The organism is uncultured Aquimarina sp. (assembly GCF_947492965.1).
In the GTDB taxonomy this organism is placed as follows: Bacteria; Bacteroidota; Bacteroidia; order Flavobacteriales; family Flavobacteriaceae; genus Aquimarina.
The window spans coordinates 57221-79527 of record NZ_CANLOZ010000011.1 but is presented as its reverse complement, the minus strand read 5'-3'; the positions used below and the strand labels follow the sequence as shown (position 1 = coordinate 79527).

General features: G+C 31.9%; 23 protein-coding genes. 11 read left to right on the top strand and 12 right to left on the bottom strand.

Going from position 1 to position 22307, the window contains the following annotated elements; translation table 11 throughout:
- Nucleotides 1-107: 107 nt before the first annotated feature.
- From trmD to Q1B37_RS21270, 4 genes are all read right to left on the bottom strand, one after another.
- Entirely contained in the window at nt 108-785 is a 678-nt protein-coding gene (gene trmD, locus Q1B37_RS21285) for a tRNA (guanosine(37)-N1)-methyltransferase TrmD (protein WP_299902284.1), read from the bottom strand.
- 59 nt (nt 786-844) lie between these two features.
- Complete coding sequence (locus Q1B37_RS21280; RefSeq protein ID WP_299602514.1) at nt 845-1462, bottom strand: tRNA (guanine-N1)-methyltransferase; 618 nt, start codon at nt 1460-1462, stop codon at nt 845-847.
- 368 nt (nt 1463-1830) lie between these two features.
- Nucleotides 1831-3279 (bottom strand): glyceraldehyde-3-phosphate dehydrogenase, encoded by a 1449-nt coding sequence (locus Q1B37_RS21275; protein WP_299902281.1) that lies wholly within the window; start codon nt 3277-3279, stop codon nt 1831-1833.
- A gap of 134 nt (nt 3280-3413) precedes the next feature.
- Nucleotides 3414-4832 carry a trypsin-like peptidase domain-containing protein gene (locus Q1B37_RS21270; RefSeq protein WP_299902278.1) on the bottom strand — a complete coding sequence of 473 codons (1419 nt, stop codon included), beginning with the start codon at nt 4830-4832 and terminating at the stop codon, nt 3414-3416.
- Nucleotides 4833-4998: 166 nt separating this feature from the next.
- Here Q1B37_RS21270 and dapF point away from each other — a divergent pair, with 166 nt between their 5' ends.
- From dapF to Q1B37_RS21250, 4 genes are all read left to right on the top strand, one after another.
- Nucleotides 4999-5784, top strand: a complete 786-nt coding sequence (gene dapF, locus Q1B37_RS21265; RefSeq protein WP_299902275.1) for a diaminopimelate epimerase — start codon at nt 4999-5001, stop codon at nt 5782-5784.
- Nucleotides 5778-6305 (top strand): GNAT family N-acetyltransferase, encoded by a 528-nt coding sequence (locus Q1B37_RS21260; RefSeq protein ID WP_299902272.1) that lies wholly within the window; start codon nt 5778-5780, stop codon nt 6303-6305. The genes dapF and Q1B37_RS21260 overlap by 7 nt, the downstream gene beginning before the upstream one ends.
- Complete coding sequence (mltG, locus tag Q1B37_RS21255) at nt 6295-7338, top strand: endolytic transglycosylase MltG (RefSeq protein ID WP_299902269.1); 1044 nt, start codon at nt 6295-6297, stop codon at nt 7336-7338. The genes Q1B37_RS21260 and mltG overlap by 11 nt, the downstream gene beginning before the upstream one ends.
- A 350-nt stretch (nt 7339-7688) precedes the next feature.
- A complete protein-coding gene (locus tag Q1B37_RS21250) occupies nt 7689-8333 on the top strand; it encodes a peptidoglycan-binding protein LysM (protein WP_299902266.1) in 645 nt (214 codons plus the stop codon).
- 17 nt (nt 8334-8350) lie between these two features.
- On the opposite strand, the gene Q1B37_RS21245 is transcribed toward Q1B37_RS21250, so the two are convergent.
- The 3 genes from Q1B37_RS21245 to dnaA form a co-directional block, all read right to left on the bottom strand.
- Nucleotides 8351-9082 carry an SAM-dependent methyltransferase gene (locus Q1B37_RS21245; RefSeq protein WP_299902263.1) on the bottom strand — a complete coding sequence of 244 codons (732 nt, stop codon included), beginning with the start codon at nt 9080-9082 and terminating at the stop codon, nt 8351-8353.
- A gap of 184 nt (nt 9083-9266) precedes the next feature.
- Nucleotides 9267-9719, bottom strand: coding sequence for a low molecular weight protein-tyrosine-phosphatase (locus Q1B37_RS21240; protein WP_299602494.1), 453 nt, complete (start codon nt 9717-9719; stop codon nt 9267-9269).
- 16 nt (nt 9720-9735) lie between these two features.
- Nucleotides 9736-11163 (bottom strand): chromosomal replication initiator protein DnaA, encoded by a 1428-nt coding sequence (gene dnaA / locus Q1B37_RS21235; RefSeq protein ID WP_219010186.1) that lies wholly within the window; start codon nt 11161-11163, stop codon nt 9736-9738.
- Between the two features lie 192 nt (nt 11164-11355).
- Between dnaA and Q1B37_RS21230 the strand changes: the two genes are divergently transcribed.
- Entirely contained in the window at nt 11356-11769 is a 414-nt protein-coding gene (locus Q1B37_RS21230) for a thioesterase family protein (protein ID WP_299602488.1), read from the top strand.
- On the opposite strand, the gene Q1B37_RS21225 is transcribed toward Q1B37_RS21230, so the two are convergent.
- The 5 genes from Q1B37_RS21225 to Q1B37_RS21205 are packed head-to-tail and all read right to left on the bottom strand — an operon-like array spanning nt 11758 to nt 15354.
- A complete protein-coding gene (locus tag Q1B37_RS21225; protein ID WP_299902260.1) occupies nt 11758-12372 on the bottom strand; it encodes a YigZ family protein in 615 nt (204 codons plus the stop codon). The genes Q1B37_RS21230 and Q1B37_RS21225 overlap by 12 nt on opposite strands.
- 5 nt (nt 12373-12377) lie before the next feature.
- Nucleotides 12378-13247, bottom strand: coding sequence for an EamA family transporter (locus tag Q1B37_RS21220; protein WP_299902257.1), 870 nt, complete (start codon nt 13245-13247; stop codon nt 12378-12380).
- Complete coding sequence (locus Q1B37_RS21215; protein ID WP_299902254.1) at nt 13244-13852, bottom strand: HAD family phosphatase; 609 nt, start codon at nt 13850-13852, stop codon at nt 13244-13246. Before Q1B37_RS21215 ends, Q1B37_RS21220 begins: the two co-directional genes overlap by 4 nt.
- Entirely contained in the window at nt 13830-14867 is a 1038-nt protein-coding gene (gene ribD, locus Q1B37_RS21210) for a bifunctional diaminohydroxyphosphoribosylaminopyrimidine deaminase/5-amino-6-(5-phosphoribosylamino)uracil reductase RibD (protein WP_299902251.1), read from the bottom strand. Before ribD ends, Q1B37_RS21215 begins: the two co-directional genes overlap by 23 nt.
- Before the next feature lie 25 nt (nt 14868-14892).
- Nucleotides 14893-15354: a hypothetical protein gene (locus Q1B37_RS21205; RefSeq protein ID WP_299902246.1), complete on the bottom strand. Its 462-nt coding sequence runs from the start codon at nt 15352-15354 to the stop codon at nt 14893-14895.
- Nucleotides 15355-15448: 94 nt separating this feature from the next.
- Here Q1B37_RS21205 and Q1B37_RS21200 point away from each other — a divergent pair, with 94 nt between their 5' ends.
- From Q1B37_RS21200 to Q1B37_RS21175, 6 genes are all read left to right on the top strand, one after another.
- Nucleotides 15449-15934: a GNAT family N-acetyltransferase gene (locus Q1B37_RS21200; RefSeq protein ID WP_299902242.1), complete on the top strand. Its 486-nt coding sequence runs from the start codon at nt 15449-15451 to the stop codon at nt 15932-15934.
- Between the two features lie 2 nt (nt 15935-15936).
- The gene (prmC, locus tag Q1B37_RS21195; protein ID WP_299902239.1) at nt 15937-16806 is read left to right on the top strand and encodes a peptide chain release factor N(5)-glutamine methyltransferase; all 870 of its coding nucleotides are present in this window, start codon (nt 15937-15939) and stop codon (nt 16804-16806) included.
- Nucleotides 16806-17396, top strand: a complete 591-nt coding sequence (locus Q1B37_RS21190; RefSeq protein ID WP_299902236.1) for a TIGR00730 family Rossman fold protein — start codon at nt 16806-16808, stop codon at nt 17394-17396. The genes prmC and Q1B37_RS21190 overlap by 1 nt, the downstream gene beginning before the upstream one ends.
- A gap of 39 nt (nt 17397-17435) precedes the next feature.
- Nucleotides 17436-19430 (top strand): NAD-dependent DNA ligase LigA, encoded by a 1995-nt coding sequence (gene ligA / locus Q1B37_RS21185; protein ID WP_299902233.1) that lies wholly within the window; start codon nt 17436-17438, stop codon nt 19428-19430.
- A gap of 79 nt (nt 19431-19509) precedes the next feature.
- Nucleotides 19510-20193, top strand: a complete 684-nt coding sequence (locus tag Q1B37_RS21180) for a lysoplasmalogenase family protein (RefSeq protein ID WP_299902230.1) — start codon at nt 19510-19512, stop codon at nt 20191-20193.
- A gap of 231 nt (nt 20194-20424) precedes the next feature.
- A complete protein-coding gene (locus tag Q1B37_RS21175) occupies nt 20425-21006 on the top strand; it encodes a hypothetical protein (protein WP_299902227.1) in 582 nt (193 codons plus the stop codon).
- The last annotated feature ends 1301 nt before the right edge of the window (nt 21007-22307 follow it).

Below are 22307 nucleotides of genomic sequence, written 5' to 3'. Positions count from 1 at the left end.
CAAGTATTTTTTAGTAAATGTTACTTGCTGTTTTTGAGCGGTCTATCTTTAATTTCTAATCTGTGATTTAATGATTTGGACTTTTTTATAAAATAAAATATGTCCGTTTATTCTTCTAATAAATCAGGTCTTCTTTCTTTGGTTCTTTGATAGGCTTGTTCTTCTCTCCAAGCTTCTATTTTAGGGAAATTACCTGACGTTAGAACTTCAGGTACTTTCCATCCTTTATAATCCGCTGGCCTTGTATAAATTGGTGGAGCCAATAAGTCGTCTTGAAAAGAGTCTGTCAATGCAGAGGTTTCATTACCTAGAACTCCAGGAATTAATCTAATAACGGCATCACAAAGAATTAGTGCTCCTAATTCTCCCCCCGATAAGACATAATCTCCTACAGAGATTTCTTTGGTGATAAAATGATCTCTTACTCTTTGATCAACACCTTTATAATGTCCACAAAGGATGATAAGATTGCCTTTTAGAGATAATTGATTTGCAATTCCTTGATTTAGAGTTTCTCCATCAGGAGTCATATAAATGACTTCATCATAAGTGCGCTCAGATTTCAGTTTAGAGATACATTTATCTATAGGTTCTACCATCATAACCATACCTGCACCGCCACCAAATTGGTAATCATCTACTTGTTTGTAGTTATTAGAAGTATAGTCTCTAAGATTGTGTAAGTGCACTTCTACCAGTCCTTTTTCTATCGAACGCTTCATAATTGAAGCTTCAAAAGGACTTTTTAAGATATCAGGAACTACGGTAATTATATCTATTCGCATTTCTTATTGTTAGAATATGCAAAGATGCAAAACTATATGATAAAATCCAGAAAAATGATCTACTTAGCGCCAGCTTTGCGTTGCTTGTTGATCTCGTCCTGGAGTTTACGCATTACTTTTTGTTCTCTTTCTAATGCTCTACGTCTATGATCTTCAAATTCTGCTTCTGTCTCGGCTAAAGCCTTTTTAGCCTGAATTGTTACAGAATTACTATTCTTAAACTTGAACACAAAAAATGCTAACAAAGCGAGCAGGGCACCAACAATAGTCCACATCATCGTTTTATAACTTCCTTTGGTAAATGACATTCCTAAAAATGTCATGTTATCTTTTTCTTCGGTAACTGCGGATAAATCTTCGTTAGTTTTTGCTAAAGAGGCTTCTAGGTTTGTAATAGAAGTTTGCTGTGCTATAATTTTTTGATTAGAACTATTTAATTTCGATTCTAATGTTTTAAGTGAATCGATAGTATTTCCTTTAAGTTTATCTAACCATACTCGTTTTACTACCTTGTATTCTTGATATCTTCCAGATTTTTTAATTACGACATCAAATTGAGTTTTGATATTCTCTTTCTTAAGTGCTTGTTCTGCAGTTAGTTCTTCTTCTTGTGCCTGAATGGTTTCAAAGATGGGGAGAAAAGCTATGAAAACTAATAGGTACTTTGATAATTTCATGTGTGAGTTTTTGTAATTTTAATGGTCGATTGAAGCCTGAATTGTTTTGGATCTATTTATGTTACTTGCAAAATTCTATGATCCTTTGGGTAAACAGATTTCATTCTTTTACGTTAGTCTTTAATTTATTCTAACGATAATAAATATACGATATTGTAAGCGATTTAAAAGATTTAAATGCATGATATTTATTTATCAGTCTCTAAATTGAGGATTTGAAAAAGCAATAACGAGGCTATTATAAATAGTACGATTGTCTATTATATGCTGACATAAAGAGTTTTACGGCAGTCATGATAATAACTAACAAAAAAAGTCGCTACACGATGATAACGACTTTTTGATATTATTTCTAACGGAATTAATTATTAGTAATATGTAAACCTTCTCACTTTAGCAATGTATTTAGAAAGTCTAATGACTTGATGACTATATCCATATTCATTGTCATACCAAACATATAAAACTGCATTTTTTCCTTTGGTATCAACTATGGTAGCATTACTATCATAAATTGAAGGAGCAGAAGAACCAACGATATCACTTGATACTAATTCATTATCAAGAGAGTATTTGATCTGCTCTACTAAATTTCCTTCTAGCGCATATTTTTTAATAATAGCATTCATGCTTTCTTTGGTAGTGTTTTTCTCTAAGTTTAGATTAAGTATAGCCAAAGAACCATTAGGAACAGGAACTCTAATTGCATTAGAAGTTAGTTTTCCTTCAAAACTAGGTAATGCTTTCGAAACAGCCTTTCCTGCACCAGTTTCAGTGATAACCATATTTAAAGCTGCTGCGCGACCTCTTCGGTATTTTTTATGCATATTATCTACTAAGTTCTGATCGTTAGTATATGCATGGATGGTTTCTAAATGGCCATTGATAACTCCGAAGCTTTCATCTACTGCCTGTAGTATTGGAGTGATAGCATTCGTGGTACAAGATGCCGCTGAAAAGATGTTTACTTTATCAGGGTTGTGTTCTTGATGATTTACACCATGTACGATATTAGGGATTCCTTTTCCTGGTGCTGTTAATAATACTTTGTCTATACCTTTGGCGATAAGATGTCTACTTAAAGCCTCTTTATCTCTAAAAGCACCTGTATTATCTATTAATAAAGCATTTTCAATGCCAAAAGAAGTATAATCTACGTCTTCTGGGTTATTAGTGCTAATAATTTTTACAGTAGTACCATTAATAATTAAAGAGCTATTGGCAATATCAGTTTCCACTAAACCAGCAAACTCACCATGTACAGAATCGTTTCTTAAAAGAGAGGCTCTTTTTTCCAAGATTTCTTCCGTAATAGCACCTCTAGTTACAATTGCTCTTAAACGCAGCTGACTCCCTTTGCCAGTAATGGTCATAAGTTCTCTTGCAACTAATCGCCCTATTCTTCCGAAACCGTAAAGAACTACATCTTTTGGAGAAATATTTTTGAATTTTTTAGCATCCTTAAGCTTGTTCATAACGAAGCTCGTTGCAGAGTCATATTCATTTCCTGCAAGGTGATATTCATATGTTAATTTACCGATATCTAATTTTGCTGGAGGTAAATCCATCAATTTTATCGCTTGAGCAATTTCAACCGAATCAAATATTGATATAGGCTTTTGAACAAATTCTCCTGCATACTCATGTAAATTAAGAATTTCACTTACATTTTTGTCGATTAGTTGATTACGGAATAAAACTAATTCAATAGAATTATCGTACCATAAATCACTTACAGTTTTAATAAATGCTACCGTAGCACGGCGTCTATCTGCCTGAAAGGCAAGTTCTTTCTCATAAACTTCGTTAGAACTCATAGTTGTTGTGTTTTACTATCTTGAAATTTCGCGCAAAAGTATGAATTTCAAACGTTTTCGTAAAGCTTTTTTTAAATAAAAATCCCATTGCTTTTTGTAAACAATGGGATTCTATATATAATGCTCAATAATTCTTAATTCTGAAAAACAAATTCTCTCTTTTCTCCATTACGATCTATCAAACTGATCGTGATATCGTCCTCAGGATATTTGCTTTCTATGATCTGTTTTACTTGTAAAACGTTTTTAACTTTTTTGTTATCAATCTCACTAATAATTAAGCCTTCTAAATTGTATCGCTGCATTCTTGGGCTTAGTGCTTTGCTAATGATAACTCCATGGTCTAAATTAAATTTCTTTAAATAATCTGGATTAGGATTAGCTACCTCTACACCTACATCTTCAATGTTATATCTTTGTATTACGTATTTGGTTAAGGTAACAGGTACACTTAATTCTCTGTTTTCTCGTAATATTTTTACAGTAATAACATCATTCGGACTTTTACTGTTAACATATCCAGTTAGATCTGAGAATTTCTTGATTTTTAAGCCATCAATTTCTTTAATTACGTCTCCTTCTTTAAGCCCTGCTTTTTTAGCACCACTATCTTCTCCTACATTTGTTATAACAACTCCCTGTGTTTCATTAAGGTCGTATTTTTCCATTACTTGCTTCGTAAGATTATCTCCATTGATACCTAAAATACCTCTTTGTACATCTCCAAATTCTAAAATGTCTTCCACGATTTTTCTGGCATTATTGGAGGGAACGGCAAAAGCATATCCTACATAACTTCCTGTTTGTGAGGTGATAGCAGTGTTTATTCCGATTAATTCTCCTCTCGTATTTACCAAAGCACCACCGCTGTTTCCTGGATTTATGGCTGCGTCTGTTTGGATGAAGGATTGAAAATTACCATCATATTCATTTAAATCTCTTGATTTTGCACTAATAATACCTGCAGTCACGGTAGAGGTTAGGTTAAAAGGGTTTCCAACCGCAAGTACCCATTCTCCAATTTTGGCAGTATTAGAATTTCCAAATGGGATATACGATAATTTTTCATCGGTATTAATTTTAATCAACGCAATATCCGATTGTGGAGCAGTACCAATGATTTCTGCTTTATATGATTTATTATTATTTAAAGTAACTTCTAAATCTGTAGCTCCATCAATTACATGATTATTAGTAACAATATAACCGTCTTCTGTTATAATAACTCCAGAACCTGCTCCTTGAATTCTTCTTTCTGTAGAACCACCGTTTCTGAAATATTCCATCAGATTTCTAGGAGTTTTCGTAATTCCGTATTGTTTTACGTGCACAACTGCATTTACTGTTTTTTCTGCTGCAACGGTAAAATCAATATTTGTTGGAGCGGTACCTAAATTTGTAGCATTATATGCTGTGGGTATTACATTTGTTTTTGGAGTAGTTTCGTTTTTGGTAATTACGATAGGTTCTGTTTCCAGAAATATTTTATACGCTCCTAACGTCATTACACCTGCTAAAATAGCGACAACCAATAAGCTCAAAAATCTTTTCATCTTCTTTTCTTTTTTCGTTTAATTTGACTAGTACTATATTATAGACTGTTGATAACAATTAAAATTACAATTATAGTATATTTTTTTTCGATATTTAACGCTCTATTAACAACGATTATATGGATACTTTCTTTGTACCTTTGTTGTTTACATTTGAATTAAAATAATGAACTTAACTTTTTATAAATACCAAGGTACAGGTAATGATTTTGTAATCATCGATAACAGAGATTCGATATTGTCCAAAAATGATACCAAATTATTCGCAAGACTTTGTGACAGAAAATTTGGTATTGGTGCAGATGGTCTAATGTTATTAGAGCTTCCAGGAAATGAAGAGGATGATTTTACCATGGTTTATTTTAATGCCGATGGAAACGAAAGTACTATGTGTGGTAATGGCGGACGATGCCTAGTTGCTTTTGCGGCGTACTTAGGAGTTATTAAAGATAAAGCTGTTTTTACAGCAATAGACGGTAAGCATATAGCTGAAATTAAAGATGGTTTGGTGTATTTGCAAATGCAAAATGTTTCTGAGATAGAAAAGCATGATTCCCATCTGTTTTTGGATACTGGTTCTCCGCATCATGTTACTATGGTTGATGATATAGTAAATTATGATGTTACTAATGTTGGACGTAAAATTAGAAATGGAGCACCTTATTTTGAAGCTGGAAGTAATGTGAATTTTGTTCAAAAACAAAATGATGATATGTTTGCAGTAAGAACTTATGAGCGAGGAGTAGAAGACGAAACATTATCTTGTGGAACAGGAGTTACTGCGGTAGCACTATCTATGCACGCTACCAAAAATACAAACAAAGAAGAGGTTAAGGTCAAAACTCCAGGAGGAGAATTGAAAGTTACCTTCCGTGAAACTGATAATGGTTATGAAGATGTATTTCTTATTGGACCGGCAGAACAAGTTTTTAAAGGTGAAATTACATGTTAACATTAAAAGGTGAGCATATATATCTACGAGCACTAGAGCCCGAAGATTTAGATTTTATATATATTATTGAGAATGATGAGCGGATTTGGGAAATGAGTACAACACAGACCCCTTATTCACGCTTTTTGATCAAGCAATATCTAGAAAATGCACATCAAGATATATATGATGCTAAACAATTAAGACTTTTAATAAGTACTAATGACGGAGCTTCTATTGGATTAATTGACTTGTTTGATTTTAATCCAACACATAATAGAGCAGGAGTAGGGATTCTCATTGCTGAGCCAGAGCAACGAGGAAAAGGTTATGGTAAAGAAGCCTTACGGCTAATTAAAAAATATGGCGATACTCATCTACGATTACACCAACTATATGCGAATATTGCAGATGATAATTTAGCAAGCATAGGACTTTTTGAAGGAGAAGGATTTCAGAAAATAGGAATAAAAAAAGAATGGAATCTTGTAAATGGTATTTACAAGAATGAATTATTATATCAATATATATATGTACATTAAAAGAATATTATTATTAATAGCACTTATAGGTTTATTAGCAGGAGGATGGTTTGCGTATTATGTATATAACGCTGTATTTTCTCCTAATACAAATTTTGAAGTAGAGACTAAGACCGTATTTATTCCTTCAGGAACTACTTTTCAGGAATTGAAAAAAGAAATACACCCTTTATTAAAGGATCCTTATAGTTTTGATAAAATTGCTGCAAAAAAAGGGTATGCTAATAAAGTGAAAGCAGGAAGATATATTATTAAAAAAGGGCTTAATAATAATGAACTTGTGGATCTGTTAAGAAGTAAAAATACTCCTATTCAATTGACATTTAATAATCAAGAGCGTTTAGAGAATTTAGCAGGTAGAGTAGCACAACAGATAGAGGCGGATAGTATTTCTCTTGTAAAAGCTTTTAAGGATGAAAGTTTTATTAACGAAAATGGATTTACTATCGATAATGCGTTATCCATGTATATACCTAACAAGTATGAATTTTTTTGGAATACATCAGCAGAGCAGTTTAGAAGCCGTATGCTGAAGGAGTATAATCGTTTTTGGAATGATGAAAGAAAAGCGAAAGCTAAAAAAATAGGTTTAACTGCTACTGAAGTTATTACTGTAGCCTCTATTGTTCAAAAAGAAACTGCTAAAGTGGATGAACGACCTCGAGTAGCTGGAGTTTATATGAATCGGTATAATAATGGATGGAAACTCGATGCAGATCCTACCGTAATATATGCACTTAAGAAGCATAGGAATGACTGGGATATAGTAATCAAAAGAGTTTTGTTTAAAGATTTAGAGTTAGATAGTCCTTATAATACTTATAAATACAATACATTACCACCAGGTCCAATTACGATGCCTGATATCTCTTCAATTGACGCTGTTCTTAATTATGAAAAGCATGAGTACTATTTTTTCGTAGCGAATGTGGAAAACTTCGGTTATCACAAATTCGCTAAGAGTATTGAACAACATAATCGTAATAAAAAGCAATATATAAATTGGATTAATAAGCAAGGCGTAAGGCGATAAATCACTTAGCTTTTTTGTAGGAAAAAATAAAGATTTTACGGAAGACTTATTGTTTTTCGACTTTATTTATTAACAAAATCGTTTGAGTTGTTGTGGATTTCTTCACGGTACTTTGATTTAATTTTTATCGACAAAAGTTACTTGTTAGACGTTTAAGTGTAAGAATTAAGATTTTTTTTGACTTTTTCAGTGCTTTTTTAACTCTTTTTTTAGTGTAAAATACTGTTTTTCAGCATTATAATAAATTTAACATAAGCATCTATTTTGTTTAAAAAAAAGCCGTATATTTGCACCGCAAAAATTTAAGTAGAGGGGAACGCTTTTTTAGTGTCTACTTAGAAATTTTTTATATGATAAAAAGGATAATTGGACTTTTTGTAATTCTTACAATTGGGGGAGTTGTTTTAGTAAGTTTTACACCAAAAAAAAGAGTAGATCTAAGTTCTTATAGCACTGAGGGCTTGGATCTCTACTACATCGCACCTAATTTCAATGAGATTGAAGATGATCTTAACGATATTATAATTTATCCAGAATTAGGTAATTCATATGTAGGTTTTAAAGAAGCTTTAGCTTTTAAGGAATCTAGAGGAGATTATGGGGTAGTGAATCAATTTGGCTACATGGGTAAATATCAATTTGGTATGGGAACACTAGCCTTAATTGGTATTAAGAATAAAAACGATTTTCTTAATAACCCAGAATTACAGGAAAAAGCATTTTACGCAAATCTTTCTAGAAATAAATGGATTTTACGTAGAGATCTTAAATGGTTTACTGGTAAGAGGATGAATGGGGTAGTTGTTACCGAGTCTGGAGTATTAGCTGCGGCACATCTTGCTGGTCCAGGAGCTGTTAAGAAATACCTTCGTAGTGGAGGGGTTGATGGTTTTTCGGATGCTTTTGGTACTACAATTCGTTATTACATGAAACGTTTTTCAGGATTTGATACTTCTTTTGTGGTTCCTAATCGAAAAGCTAAAGTTCAGTTTTAGTTTAATTTTTGTATTTTCTAAAAATCTCTTTGGATAATAAAAATTGTAGGTTTCTTATGAAGCTCAATTTGTTCTTTTCTCCATTCTTCTACGGTTTTGGTGCGTATGTATTCTGTAGTAAGTGTAATATCACTTGCAATACATAATCTAGTGTTTGGATTTAGAATAGCGGTAAGATCAGCTAGCATTTTATCATTTCTATACGGAGTCTCTATAAAGATTTGAGCTTGATTCTTTTCTAAAGAATTTTTTTCAAGGGATTTGATAGTGGACTTTCTGTCAGCTTTATCTATTGGTAAATATCCATTAAAACAAAAGTTCTGGCCATTCATTCCGCTACTCATCATTGCTAAAAATATGGAAGATGGTCCTACCAACGGTGTTACTTGGATTCCTTTTTCATGTGCTAATCTCACAACTTCTGCTCCTGGATCTGCAATACCAGGGCATCCTGCGTCTGATAATAATCCAATAGATTCTCCATTTAAACAGGGAGCTAAATAATTTGGTATTTCCGTAGCATCTGTGTATTTATTCACTGAGTGAATGATTAGCGATCTCTGAGATTTACTTGGACTTACCTTTTTAATAAACCTTCTTGCAGGCTTTTCGTTTTCGACAATATAGTGGTTTACTTGTTCTAAAACTTTTTTTATTGATATCGGTAATACTTCTAAAGGAACATCATCACCTAATCGAGTTGGTATTAGATATAGTTTTCCTTTGGGATCTAGGGGTTTTGATTCCATAATTATAAAATAATAGTTTTTTGATTAAATGAACTAATGTGGTTGTTGTTAATATGATTAGATGTATGATGAATACATATTAAATTATCATAAAACGCTGTAATGTTTTTCAAAGAATGTAATATTTTAAGTAGTTAATGCTTACTAAATATACAAAAACTTTGTTTTGTAAGATCTTTATTTGTTATAACTCTTGGATTAGTTGGTCACAAGCTTTATCTAACATTTCAAATACATTTTCAAATCCTTGATCTCCTCCGTAGTATGGATCTGGCACATCTAGATTTTCGTTAGGATGCAATTCGTTTAAAATCAGTTTTACTTTTTTTCTATCGCTAGAATTGCGAGACAATTTTATGATGTTTTGATAGTTTGAGTTGTCCATGGCATAGATGATGTCGTATAAATCAAAGTCACTAACAGTGAATTGTGCAGCTCTTTGATTACTAATGTCTATACCATGATTTCTAGCTGTTTGTATAGATCTCATATCTGGTTTTTCTCCGATATGATAATTACTTGTTCCAGCAGAACTGATTTGATAGAGATCAGGATCAAGTTTAGAAGCTAAAATACCTTCTGCCAATGGAGACCTGCAAATGTTTCCAAGGCAAACCATTAGAATTTTAGTCTTCATTAATTAAATGTTTTGTTTATAATGTAAGTTTTTTACCTAAGTCTTCTACGTATTTTCTAAACTGTTTGTCTGTAGAAGAAAGATTGTCCACAGTTTTGCAAGCGTGCAGTACTGTCGCGTGATCTCTTTTTCCAATTTGAGTACCGATACTAGCCAATGAAGCTTTTGTTAGCTTTTTTGCAAAAAACATAGCTAATTGTCTTGCTTGTACGATATGGCGTTTACGAGTTTTGGACTGCAGAGTTTCTACATCCATTTGGAAATAGTCACTTACTACTTTTTGAATATAATCAATTGAAACTTCTCGTTTAGTGTTTTTAACGTAGTTGTCTACAATTGCTTTCGCTAAGTCGATTGTAATATCCTTTTTGTTAAAAGAAGAATGAGCTATTAAAGAGATAATGGCGCCTTCTAGTTCTCGGATATTTGTTTTTATATTATTAGCTAAAAACTCAACTATATCTTCTGGCATTTCTACACCGTCTCTATAAAGTTTGTTTTTAATTATAGATATACGGGTTTCAAAGTCTGGTTGATGTAATTCTGCTGATAATCCCCACTTAAAACGTGATAGTAATCGCTGCTCGATATCTTGCATATCTACAGGAGCCTTATCACTGGTAAGAATTACCTGTTTTCCATTTTGATGTAAATGATTAAAGATATGGAAGAAAACATCTTGAGTTCCAGCTTTTCCAGATAATAACTGTATATCGTCAACAATAAGAACGTCTATAATTTGGTAGAAATGTATAAAATCATTTCTATTGTTCTTTTTAACAGACTCTATATATTGCTGTGTGAATTTTTCTGCAGAAATATATAAAACTGTTTTTTCTGGATAATTATCTTTTATGTTTACACCTATTGCATGTGCCAAATGTGTCTTACCTAATCCAACTCCTCCAAAAATCAACAAAGGATTAAAAGAAGTTCCTCCTGGTTTGTTAGCTACTGCCATACCTGCAGATCTTGCTAAACGGTTAGAGTCTCCTTCTAGGAAATTATCAAAATTATAGCTTGGATTTAGTTGAGATTCAATTTTTACATTTCGAATACCAGGAATTACAAAAGGATTCTTAAGTTCTGGATTTTTACTCTTAATAGGTACGTCTACTTCTTGAGAAGTTACAGGTGTTCTGTTAGAGCTAGGAATCTTTTCTGTAAATGGTTTTTTATTACCGTAAGTGTTTTCCATTTTTATAATGTAAACCAGCTTTGCCGTTTCTCCTAATTCTCGAGTAAGAGAAACCTTCAAAAGGTTTACATAATGTTCTTCGAGCCACTCGTAAAAAAACTTGCTAGGTACCTGGATGCTCAAAGCACTATCAGTAAGCTTTACAGCTTTAATAGGTTCAAACCAGGTTTTAAAAGCTTGTGGGGTAATGTTATCTTCTATAAACGACAGACAATTATCCCAAACTGATTGCGCAGTTAAATTCATTAGAGTGGTTAGATTACTTTAATATCGTTATTAACGGAAAATTGTTGAAAAAGTTCCTTCTTTTTTTGCTTGACAAATATGTGAACAAAAAATGTAAAAAAAAAACGAATTTGGGGTTGAATTTTAAATAATTTTTTCGCATACTTTAATGATTCTAATGCCAAATGGCTCATTTTTTTTATAATTAAATATATGTCAATCACTTCCGAAACTTCACTAAAAGTTAGATATTCTGAAACAGACCAAATGGGTGTTGTACACCACGGTAATTACGCACAATACCTAGAGTTAGCCCGTATTGATTGGTTGTCTCGTTTAGGTATTTCATATAAGAATATGGAGGAGAACGGTGTGATGCTTCCTGTTTTTACCTTAGACTTTAAATTTAAGAAATCTGCCTTCTTTGACGATGAATTAACTGTTAAAACTTTCCTTAAGAAAATTCCTACGGCTCGTATTGTTTTTGACTACGAAATATACAATCAGAATCAAGATTTATTAACAATTGCCTCTTCCACTTTGGTGTTTGTCGATACGAAAACACGAAAGCCGATTTTATGTCCTCCCTACTTATTAGAAATTATAGAAAATACCTTAACTAGCTAATCTTTCAATTTCTACTTCATACAACGTAGAGAAAAGATCATTTATTTCACTGGAGACTGTTTTTCTTACAGAAATAAATATTTTACAGTTTAATTCTAGTTTTTGATCTAATATCTTGATCTTTTTTTCTTTGATAATTCGCATTACTTTATTCATGTTTTTGTATTCAAAAGTGATGCAAAACTTAATATCAATTGTTTTTTCTATAACATTTGAAGCTTCGAGTGATAATTTAGCAGACGTTTTATAGGCGTTAATTAATCCGCCAACACCAAGCTTAACACCACCAAAATATCGTACAACTACCACAAGGATATTAGTAACATCAAAAGATTGTATTTGACCATAAATTGGTTGTCCGGCAGAATTGGAAGGTTCTCCATCATCATTGCTTCTATATTGGATAGTTTCTACACCTAATTGCCAGGCATAGCACCAATGCCTAGCGGCATGATGTTGTTTTTTTAAAGATTCAATTATTGGTTTAACATCTTCCTCCCTAGAAATAGGAAATGAATATCCAAAGAATTTACTGTTTTTATCTTTAAATAAGACTTCTTCTCCTGGAGAGTCTATGGTTTTATATAAATCGCTATTGTTCAATATTATTAAATAGAGTAAGTAACTAACAGAATGCTAATTATTGCTAATATAATACCTAACCAGTTTTTTTGTATTAATTTTTCTTTGAAAAATAGCACTCCTACAATGGTAGATAATAATAATATAGCAACGTTGTTAATGATAAAAACCGTTGAGCTATCTAAAGTATCGTTTCTTAGTGCTTGAATCAAAAAATAAATTGAAAAATAATTCGGAATACCTAAGCAGATTCCTGCAATGATGTTTTTTCGAGCTATTTTTAAAGTTTTTTTAAATAATTTATAAGATAAGGTACAAATTCCTATAACAGCGGCGGAACCAAATATACAAGCCGAAAACAAAGCGGTTTCTTCTTCAGTTACATGATTTTTTTCCATAAACTTTAAACTTGTGTCGATAATTCCTCCACCAAGAAAAACTAATAATGGAAATATTAAGTTTTGTGTCTTTATAGAGATTCCACTGGTGTTTTTTACCGATGTTAGATAAACAGCAATCAGTGCAATTAAAATACCTGAGATTTTTAAAAATCCTGTACTTTCTTTATAAACTAGAATGCCGAATATTACAGGGATTGCTACACTCATTTTACTTGCAACTGCAGCTACAGAAAGCCCGTTTTTTTGTGTGGTTATAGCCATGAGATTAAAAACCAATATAAAAACTAAACCTAAAATAATGGTGGTGTAAAACCAACTGAATTCAGCAATTTTACTAACCTCTATAGTTTTTTGGTATGCGATAAAACCAGAAATAGAAGCAACAATGTAATTAACAACGATTGCTTGTAACGTATCTACTTTGTATTTGCTAAATAATTTAAAAGTAATTAATATCCAGCTCGAAGAAAGTATGCTTAATAAAAGGTATATCAAAATAAATCAGATTTTATAGAAAATAATTCTGTGACATCCTCGGTTACTGGATTATTGTTCCATGTTTTTATCCCTAATCGTTGAGCAGCTATCGTATTTTCTTCAGTGTCATCGATAAATAGAGTGTTTTCGGGAGTTAACTTGTGTTCTTCTAAAACGTATTGAAAAATATCAGAATCAGGTTTTCTTAAGTTAATCTCATGAGATAGATAAAAGGAATCAAAGCAAGACTTGAAATCATGATAAAAAGAAATGTTTTCTTGTATCCAATTAATATGCAATTCATTGGTATTGCTTAATAATAATAATTTATATTTCTTTTCAATTGAAAGTTTTTTGATAAAGTCTAATCGCTTATCTGGAAATTCTTTCAAAATAGCATTCCATGCATAAACAATCTGTTCTTTTGTAGTGTTTGGGATGATTTTTTGATAATGATCAATAAAATCGGATGTAGTTATCTTACCAATTTCATATAACTTATTAAAATCTGATAGTTCTTTATTAATAGATGGCAAGCCTAATTTCTTAAGTTCTTTTTCGGTGGCTGGTTTATCCAGATTGATAAACACATCGCCAAAATCAAAAATGATTGTTGTGATCATTGATGTATATGCTTAGAGTGTCATTTAAAATTTTTTCAGAGGATGTTAGTTTTCCATGAATCTTAGGAGCTATTGTGCCTTTTGAGAAATTAGTGGTTCCTTTAAATATTCTTGCTTCGTCCCAAAGATTTTCATCAATAAAAGATTGTATGGTAAAACTACCACCTTCTATTATTACAGATTGTATTTCATGTTTGTGGAGAATTCTACAAATATCTGTTGTAACTTGTTTGCCCGGCTCAATAGTTTCATAAATCAGATTGGAGCTATTTTTATTGATATTATTCTTAGAGGTAATCACAATTGTTTTTACTGTTTTATCTAAAATTGAAGAATCTATTGGAGTTTTATTATACAAATCAATAAGAACCCTTACCGGATGATGTCCAGACCAATCTCTAGTAGTAAGTTTTGGGTTATCTTCAATAACAGTTTTGTTACCAACTAAAATAGCTTGCTCTTCTGCGCGCCATTTATGTACCAACTGTCTAGAATTTGAATTTGTGATCCAAACTGGAGCACGTTCAGAACTTTTTTCGGGAGCAATAAATCCATCTTGTGTTTGAGCCCATTTTAAAATAATGTAAGGCCGTTTCTTGTTGTGATAAGTGAAAAAACGTTTGTGATGTTTCCTGCACTCATCTTCTAATACGCCAACCGTTACATCACAACCAGCTTTCTTGAGTTTTTCGATGCCTCTGCCTGCTACTTTACTATGTGTGTCTATAGTACCGATAAATACTTTAGGGATTTGATTTCGAATAATCATGTCGCTACAGGGAGGAGTCTTTCCGAAATGGGAACAAGGTTCCAATGTTACATAAAGACTTGCTTCTTTTAATAAGGATTTATCTTTTACGGAATTCACTGCATTAACTTCTGCATGATTTCCTCCATAGGCACTAGTGAAGCCTTCTCCTATAATGTGTTCATCATGTACTATTACGCATCCAACCATTGGATTAGGTCTAGCGGATCCCAAGGCATTCTTTCCAATCTGAATGCATCGTTGCATATGTTTTTTGTGTATATCCAAAGTTTTATTTTAAACTAACTTTTTGTTCTTTGTTAATTTTATAGGGGTAAGAAAAACTTCCAAAATGATATTTTATATTCCCTTTGTATTGAATATGAATAGAATCAGTTTGAACGATTTTAAGCACGCTATTTAAGAGATTACTCTTGTTGTCTTCATATATTTTTGAAAGTGAAAATGTTCCTTCTAAAGGAATTTTAAATTCATTTTTCGATGGAACATCAAATTCTTTGGAGGATATCACACCAACATCAATGTTATCAACAAAAACGTGCATATCTTCGATAGAAAGTGTTCCATCTGCATTATTTGGATTGTTAAAAACAGCATCTGCGTGGATTGTTATATTACGCATACTTACGTTTTTAACATCTATTTTAGAGATACGCTCGAACTCAGGTTTCTTAGATAAAGAACAGCTTGGTAGTATAAGAAATATTGTTGATAAGAATAGAAACTTCTTCATTGATTACTGAGCAGATTTAATGTATATTTCAATTCGTTTATGAAACAAAATAAATTCACTTTTTGTAATCACAAAAGTAACATTTAATATTAGAATGGGTACTATAAAAATACGACCAGTTGCTCTAGAAGATAATAAAGCTTTAGCAGCTGTAATAAGAGAGGTTTTGATAGAAATGGGAGTTCCTAAGGTAGGTACTGCTTATGAGGATAAAGAGCTGGATATAATGTTTGAAACCTATGAAGGTGCAAGGAAAGAATATTTTGTGGTAGAAGAGGATGAGAAAATTATTGGAGGTGCAGGAATTGCTCAATTAGAAAAAGGAAGTGATGAGATTTGTGAACTTCAAAAAATGTATTTTTTACCAGAGGCTAGAGGAAAAGGATTAGGGCATCAAATGATGAATACCTGTCTTGATTTTGCCAGAGCACAAGGATTTACAAAATGTTATTTGGAGACAATGCCTTATATGAAAGACGCAAGGAAATTGTATGCTAAAGTTGGCTTTACTTATTTAGATGCCCCAATGGGAGATACAGGGCACTACAGTTGTCAGGCTTGGATGATTAAAGATTTATAGATTTGAAAATTAAAGATCTTAGAAAAGATTTTGTTGATGCACTATCGGAATTGTATGGTTTAGAAGAAGCTAGATCGTTCTTTTATTTACTTTCGGAGTATAAATTTGGTCTACAACGTGTGGATATAGCTTTAGAGTTGGATAGAATCATAAATAAAGAGGATGTCTTATATTTTCAAGAAGCGAAAAGAAGATTGTTAAATGAAGAGCCTATACAGTACATTATCGGGGATACCGAATTTTATGGACTTTTATTAAAGGTGAATCAGCACGTATTAATTCCCAGACCAGAAACTGAAGAATTGGTAGATTGGATTGTGAAAGATTGGCAGTCTATCAACGATACTCGTAAACTTGCTATTTTAGATATAGGAACGGGTAGTGGTTGTATAGCTATTTCATTAGCTAAAGCGCTTCCTAATGCTGATGTTTATGCTATAGATATTTCTGAAAAAGCTTTGGAAGTAGCTAAATTTAACGCCAAGCATCATGAAGTGGATATTCGGTTTATGCAATCGGATATTTTAGAAATGAATTCTTTACCTCAAAAGTTTGATATTATTGTTTCAAACCCTCCATATGTAAGAGAATTAGAAAAAGAAGAAATTCAGGCTAATGTATTAGAAAATGAACCAAGTACCGCACTGTTCGTTTCTGATGAAAATCCTTTAGTTTTTTATAAAAAAATTACTGCTCTTGCTAAAGAATGTTTGACAGAAACCGGTGCTTTATATTTTGAAATTAATCAATACCTTGGTCTCGAAACAAAAAATATGATTCAGGAATACGAATATGAATTTATTGATCTTCGTAAAGATATAAATGGTAACGATCGAATGATCCGTGCTTGTAATACTAAAAAATATAATTAATGAATAATCTAACTTCTATTTGCGTTTTTTGTGGAAGTAGCGAAGGCAATGATACTAAAACGGTAAGTGATGCTCTATTACTCGGAGAAAAATTAGCTAATTTGGGAATTACCTTGGTGTATGGAGCAGCTAAGATTGGTGTCATGGGAAAAGTAGCAGAAGGCGCTCTTAGTCAACAAGGAAAGGTAATAGGAGTTATTCCTGATTTCCTAAAATTAAAAGAAGTTGTTCATCTTGGGTTAACCGAACTGATAACAACTAAAAATATGCACGAACGTAAAATGAAAATGCATAATCTTAGTGATGGGTTTATTACTTTACCTGGTGGTTTCGGAACACTAGAAGAATTATTTGAAATCATTACTTGGTCTCAGTTAGGGTTGCATCAAAAACCTATTGGCTTATTGAATGTCAATGGATTTTATGATCATTTATTACTTTTACTGGAGAATATGGTGAAAAGTGGATTTCTAAAACAAGAAAACTATGATCTTCTAATTGTGGATGATCAAATCGATTCGTTATTAGAAAAAATGAAGTCATTTGAACCTGCACAAGTTCCAAAGTGGTTGCAACCGGATAGGACGTAAATTACAAATAACAATACAACATATACTGGTATCATAACAATGAATATAGAACAACAAATCAATCAATTAAGAGAAGAATTAAGACAACATAATTATAATTATTATGTCTTAGATGCAGCTACTATAAGTGATTATGAGTTCGATATGAAGCTTAAAGAACTTCAAGCTTTAGAAGAAAAACATCCTGAGTTTTATGATCCTAATTCTCCGACGTTGAGAGTTGGGGGGCAGGTTACTAAAAATTTTAATACAGTTGTTCATGAGCAGCGAATGTACTCTTTGGATAACTCTTACTCTAAAGAAGATTTGTTGGATTGGGAGACTAGAATTAAAAAATTGGTTGATGGCGATGTAAGTTATACTTGCGAGCTTAAATATGATGGTGCTTCCATTAGTCTTACATATGAAAATGGAGAATTATTACGTGCAGTAACCAGAGGTGATGGAATCCAAGGAGATGATGTTACGACCAATGTAAAAACAATTAAGTCGGTCCCTTTAAAATTAAAAGGAGATTATCCTGCAAAGTTTGATATTCGAGGAGAGATTGTGTTACCTTATGAAGGCTTTGCTAAAATGAATCAAGAGCGAATAGCTGCTGGAGAAGAGCCTTATGCAAATCCAAGAAATACTGCTTCAGGAAGTTTGAAGCTTCAGGATAGTAGTGAAACTGCAAAAAGACCATTAGATTGTTTGTTGTATAATTTGGCTGGAGATCGATTAGGTATTTTTTCACAATATGAAAGTTTAGAAAAAGCTAGAGATTGGGGGTTTAAAGTTCCAGAAGAATCACGTTTAGTTCATTCTATAGATGAAGTGTTGGAGTTTGTGAATATTTGGGATGTAAAAAGAAGAGATTTACCTTATGAAACAGATGGTGTAGTTATAAAAGTAAATGATTTACAGCAACAAGAAGAGCTTGGTTTTACTTCAAAAGCTCCAAGATGGGCAATGGCTTATAAGTTTAAGGCAGAACAAGCTGTTACCAAGCTAAATAAAATCACATATCAGGTGGGGCGTACAGGAGCTATTACACCAGTTGCTAATTTAGAGCCTGTTCAGCTCGCTGGTACTACAGTGAAAAGAGCTTCATTGCATAACGCAGATCAAATTGAAAAGCTTGATATCCGAGAGGGTGATACGGTGTTTGTAGAAAAAGGAGGGGAGATCATTCCAAAAATTGTAAGTGTGGATTTTACAAAAAGAGATCAAGATTCTAAATCTACTGTATACATATCTTCTTGTCCAGAATGTGGTACGGAATTAATAAGAAAAGAAGGAGAAGCACAACATTACTGCCCGAATATAGATGGATGCCCGCCGCAGATTGTTGGTAGAATCCAGCATTATATATCTCGTAAAGCACTGGATATAGAAGGTCTTGGAGGAGAAACCGTAGCATTATTGGTAAAAGAAGGCTTAATTAGAGATTATGCAGATTTGTATACACTTAAAAAAGAACAAATTATTCCACTGGAACGTATGGCCGAAAAAAGTGCGGATAATCTCATCGAGGGAATTGCTAAATCTAAAGAGATTCCTTTCGAAAGAGTTTTGTTTGGCTTAGGAATTCGGTATGTAGGAGAAACTGTAGCTAAAAAATTAGCAAAACATTACAAGACAATCGAAGCGATTATGCAAGCTTCAGAAGAAGATTTGGTAAGTGTTGACGAAATTGGAATCAAAATAGCGCAGAGTGTTAAGGAGTTTTTCAATACAGAATCTAGTAAAACTCTGATTACAAGACTTATAGATTATGGGGTGCAATTGCAAATCTCGGCAGAGAAATTAGCAAATCAAAAAGATACATTAAACGGGCAAACATTTGTTGTTTCGGGAGTTTTTGAGAAGGTTTCTCGTAATGAGTTAAAGAAGCTTATTGAAGATAATGGAGGAAAAGTTTCCAGTTCCATTTCTTCTAAAACATCTTATGTAGTGGCTGGAGCTAATATGGGACCGAGTAAGTTGGAAAAAGCAAATAAGCTAGGAATAGCTATTATTACCGAAGATGATTTCTTAAATTTATTGGAGTAAAGAGATAATTGTAATTGAATTTTGAATCATATGAACATAACGGATTTCGTATGAATTCTGATATATTAATTATAACTACGTGAAAATAAGAACACTTATCAAAATATTGTTGTTGCTAACGGGAAGTTTATGTGTTCTTAGTACAATCTTGCAGAATTCTGCTTTGGAGTTGTATGTAAAACCAATGACTGTTCCCCTGTTTTTTATGTTATATTGGTTTAATGTAAAAAAGGTTGATTCATTATTTGCAGTTGTTTTACTCCTCTGTTTTTTAGGTGATATTTTTTTACTTACGGGAATAGAAAATGGGTTTAGATATGTTTTGTTAAGCTATACCTTATGTTACTTTATCTTATTCTATTTTCTATATCGGAATCATAAAAAAATAGATTACAATAATATAGATATTGTATATCTGACAGCTTTTTTAGTTTTGTGGACGCTTATTGTCTATGAGATATATGCTGTTACGAATCAGAATATGGGCGCTATAAGATCATTTGGTATTATCTATATAATCATTCTTTATCTGCTTTTAATAGGTGCTGTCTTTCAGTACGTAAACATTAGGTCTCCTAGATCTCTTTGGTTTGTAATTGCGATACTTAATTTTGTAATTAGTGATGCTTGTTTTGCGTTAGATCGATTTTATGTTCCTTCATTAGAATTAAAAATTATTAACTCCATCTACCAATTGTTAGCAGTATACTTTCTAGTGAAATTTAAAATTTCAAGTCCTGATTCTCTTAAAATAAAAAATTAATTGAAGTTTAATTCCTGTTTTAGGTATTTATTTGAAATTTAGTATCTTAACCAAAGGAAAAATTGTTAAACGGAGTAAGGAGTGAGGGATATTTGCACTTTTTTACATTAAATTATAATGGATGGAGGAAAACTACTAAGATTTTTAATTTCTTTTTTGATTGTTTTACAGGTAATAGGTTTTGTGTTTCAGTTTCCGCTGTTATACACTTATAGCAAACCTTTCCTGTTTATGATTATTTTGATATTTTATTTTTGGAGTAGTAAAAAAAGTAAACTACTTCATTTTATTGTTCTTTCCATATTTTTTTTCGCAGAATTAATAGGAATATTAGGTCATCAAATAACAATTGGAGATATTATGTTTATCAGAATTATTGGATATCTGATATTGTTTTATTTTCTGTATTACAATCATAAATCTTTTAAATACAATCAAAGAGATGTTTTTACTTTGGTATTAGGTAGCTCTTTATACACGGCTATATTTTTTATGACTTATTTTGTGCTTAGAGGACCTATGGGGAGTCTAAGTTTAATAGGTTTTCTTCATCTGTTGTTGCTGTATGTTCTGCTGATTGTAGCTGCAATGCACTACATTAATATTAGATCAGAAAAGTCATTATGGTTTTTTTTAGCCATGTTGAATTTTTCCTTTAGTGATTTTATTTTACTTATTGATCATTTTTATCTGGAATCCAATGAGTTAAAAGTGATTCGTTTAATCTGTGAACCATTGGCTTTAGTGTTTTTGGTTAACTACATGATTACAAAATATAAGTATCTTAAATCAGAAGAGTTCGAAGGATTTTAGAATGTAAATTAAAGTAATTTTGGATAGAACTAAACTTTCTTATCGGCTATTGTATATCTCTGGGGTTTTACTTCTAATAACAGCAATTTTTAATGAAAATTGGTTAGTTTATACTAAAACTTTAGTGGTTTCTTCTGTGTTTTTGATCTATGTGTCTAAGGTAGAAAGGATACAATATTTAGTTATTTTGGGATTGTTGTTCGTATTGATTTCTGAAATCTTAGCGGTCATTGATTTTAAAAAATATTTCAGGATAATTAATGTATTGATGTCTTTGTACTACTGTTTTAATATTCTGCTACTACGCAAGAGTTTAAAAAGAATTAAAATACAATTTAAAAAGATCTTTACGATACAGTTGTTAATTACCATGGGATTGATATCTTATGTGATTTATTCTGTTGCAGACATGATTTCGGGTAGTATATCGGAGGATCAATTGTATCTCAATGTTTTTATTGTTTTATTTATTTTGTTCATAGGGCTTTGTTATTATATTTATTTAAACAGTAGAACAGTAATCAGTTATTCGCTTATGGTAGCTGCCTCGAGCTTTCTGATTGTGAATATTATTACGGTATTGAATAAGTTGTATATTCATTTAGACGTATTTGTTATTCTGAGCAATGTTCTGCAAGTTTTTGGTCACTACTTTTTAATTAAATTTTTTATTGAACAAAATGACCTGAAACCTAATACTGTTGAGTTTTTTTGATACCATATTTGAAATGATTATTTTGAAAGCGGAATTAAAGTTACCAAGACTGAGTTAGGTGGAGAAGAATAGTAGATTAGCATATTTATTTTTTGGTTTTTCCTTTATTGTGGTTGTGTTTACTGCAGTGCTTTGTGAAAATATACATTTGGTATATGTTAAACCATTAATTCCTTTAGCGCTTATTTTTATATGCATCTCAGATAAAAAATCTATTTGGTTTTGTTATTCGTTTAGTATGGTAATACTGATGGCTAGCGATACTCTGATTTATTTGGATTTTTATAAATATTTTAATCATGTAGCGCTTACAATAATTTTATTCTATCTGGTGAATATTTTTTTATTAAGGAAATATATAACTCTAAAGGATATCAAAATTACCAGGTTCACATCATTACCTATAATAATAAGTTTTTTCCTGGTGGCATATTTGGTTTTTTCTGTTTCTCAAATGGTATTACCAACGCTTATGGATGTTGTTTTTTCATTCTTTGCAATAATGTTTACACTCTTTGTATTTGTAGGGGCGTGTTTTGTGATTTATCTCGCAGATAAATATGAGGGTAATTTTAAGCTATTTATC